Origin of the sequence: Sphingopyxis sp. (assembly GCF_035250425.1) — a bacterium.
GTDB lineage: Bacteria > Pseudomonadota > Alphaproteobacteria > Sphingomonadales > Sphingomonadaceae > Sphingopyxis.
This window is the reverse complement of sequence record NZ_DATFFD010000273.1, coordinates 1-2,422: the sequence shown is the minus strand read 5'-3', so window position 1 is coordinate 2,422 and position 2,422 is coordinate 1. Positions and strand designations below refer to the sequence as shown.

At 60.4% G+C, this 2,422-nt stretch carries 3 protein-coding genes; all 3 read right to left on the bottom strand.

The window, feature by feature from the left end:
- Positions 1 to 1,310, bottom strand: a 1,310-nt coding sequence (lpdA, locus tag VJ811_RS16485; protein WP_324074369.1) for a dihydrolipoyl dehydrogenase, incomplete at its 3' end; no start/stop codon positions are given.
- Positions 1,303 to 1,857 carry a hypothetical protein gene (locus VJ811_RS16480; protein ID WP_324074367.1) on the bottom strand — a complete coding sequence of 185 codons (555 nt, stop codon included), beginning with the start codon at positions 1,855 to 1,857 and terminating at the stop codon, positions 1,303 to 1,305. The genes VJ811_RS16480 and lpdA, both read right to left, overlap by 8 nt.
- Positions 1,858 to 1,860: 3 nt before the next feature.
- Positions 1,861 to 2,422 (bottom strand): 2-oxo acid dehydrogenase subunit E2 (locus tag VJ811_RS16475; protein WP_324074366.1); only part of this gene is annotated, 562 nt, incomplete at its 5' end.

The window sequence follows — 2,422 nt, the reverse complement described above, 5'->3', positions numbered from 1 at the left end:
AAATCATCCTCGACCAGCTCGGCGGTCTTGCCGATCGTATAGCCCTGAATGAGCTCGGTGACCTCGGCGCCGATCATGTGCGCGCCGAGCAGTTCGCCGGTCTTGGCGTCGAACACCGTCTTGGTGAAGCCCTCGGCCTCGCCCAGCGCGATCGCCTTGCCGTTGCCGATGAAGGGGAAGGTGCCGGCCTTGACCTCGTAACCCAGCTCCTTCGCCTTTGCTTCCGTCAGGCCGACGCTCGCGATCTGCGGGCGGCAATAGGTGCAGCCGGGGATGTTGCGCGGATCCATCGCGTGCGGGTGGTTGCCCGCAATCGCCTCGACCGAAATCACCGATTCGTGCATCGCCTTGTGCGCGAGCCACGGCGGCGCGGTGACGTCGCCGATCGCCCAGATGCCGGGGACGTTGGTGCGGCACATCGCGTCGGTGTCGATATGGCCCTTGGTCGTCTTCACGCCGAGCGCTTCGAGGCCGATATTCTCGGTGTTCGGGACGATGCCGATCGCGACGATCGCGTGGCTGAATTCGGCGCTTTCGGTCTTGCCGTCCTTGGTCTTGATCTTGGCGGTCACGCCGGTCGCGGTCGCCTTCAATTCCTCGACGCCGGCGCCGGTGAAGATCGTCATGCCCTGCTTCTTGAGCGCCTTTTCGAGGAAGGCCGAGACATCGACATCCTCGACGGGGACGAGGCGGTCGAGCATTTCGACGACGGTCACGTCGACGCCCATGTCGCTGTAGAAGCTCGCGAATTCGATCCCGATCGCGCCCGATCCGATGACGAGCAGCTTCTTGGGCATTTCGGGCGGGACGAGCGCGTGGCGATAGGTCCAGATGCGCTTGCCGTCGGCGGGGGCGAACGGCAGGTCGCGGGCGCGGGCGCCGGTCGCGACGATGATGTTCTTGGCGGTCAGGGTTTCGGTTCCCTTCTCGCCTTTCACCTCGAGCTTGCCCGGTGCGGTCAGCTTGCCGTCGCCCATATGGACGGTGATCTTGTGCTTCTTCATCAGGAAGGCGACGCCCTGGCTCAGCTGTTTCGCGACGCCGCGGCTGCGCTTCACGACGGCGTCGATGTCGGCGCTGATCTGCGCCGCGACGAGGCCGTAATCGCCCGCGTGCTGCATATAATGATAGATTTCGGCCGAACGCAGCAGCGCCTTGGTCGGGATGCAACCCCAGTTGAGGCAGATGCCGCCGAGATTCTCGCGCTCGACGATCGCGGTCTTGAGCCCGAGCTGCGCCGCGCGGATGGCGGCGACATAGCCGCCGGGGCCCGAGCCGAGGACGATGAGGTCGTAGTTGGTGTCAGCCATTTTGAATCACATTCCGTACTAGGGCAAAAATCACGCCGAAAACGACGCCGTAGAAGATTGTATTCTTGATAAAATTCCACACCCCCATCATTCCGTCGTAGAACGCCTGAGGTTGAATATGATATTTGGCGCTACCACCCTTCGCTTTCCACAGCGAATTGCGGCCCCCGAATATCATCAAGACTTCGAGATTCTCTCCTCGGGGCAAAGATCTAGACGAGATAGCTATCGATTTCCCATCCTGAGAGACAGATATCGTGTTTTTCGCGATTGAGGACGTTTCCAGCACTTCTGATCCGGCCAGATCATAGTTGATATCTGAAAAGAACTCAAAATTTTCTATATTTGAGTATCCGCGATTATTTATTTCGACTTTGCAGAAATGAACGTCCACACCATCTTCAGAAACTGAAACTTGGTTCGAATTTATCAGCAACCGGGCGCTTAGATGGTTGATCTTATAGGTAACCATTCCCCGGTACTGATAGGCAGCGAAGCCTATCACAGCGGTAAACACCACCCCTGCGAGTGTGGCAAAAAGCTCCATGCCTTACGCCACCAGCCCCAGCGGGTTCTCCACCAGTTCCTTGAAGGTCTTCATCAGCAGCGCGCCATCCGCGCCGTCGATCGCGCGGTGGTCGAAGCTGCCGGTCGCCGACATGACGGTTGCGATCGCGAGCGCGTCGTCGACGATATACGGCCGCTTCTCGCCCGCACCGATCGCCATGATCATGCCCTGCGGCGGGTTGATCACCGCGGTGAATTGCTTGATCCCCATCATGCCCATGTTCGAGATCGAGGCGGTGCCGCCCTGATACTCATTGGGCTGGAGCTTGCCTTCCTTCGCCTTCGCGGCGAGCTCGGACATTTCAGTCGAGATTTTCGACATCGACTTGCCGCCGGCATCGACGATGATCGGGGTAATCAGCCCGCCGGGGATGCTGACCGCGACCGAGATGTCGGCGCGCTTATACTGGCGCATCACGTCGCCGCCGAAGCTCACGTTGCACGCGGGCACGCGTTCGAGCGCGACCGCGAGCGCCTTGATCAGCATGTCGTTGACGCTGAGCTTGACGCCGCGGCTTTCGAGGCTGGCGTTGAGCTCGCCGCGC

Bases quoted from the DNA above. Each gene is read 5' to 3' on its own strand.
- VJ811_RS16480 (WP_324074367.1), bottom strand. From the start codon at position 1,857: ATGGAGCTTTTTGCCACACTCGCAGGGGTGGTGTTTACCGCTGTGATA.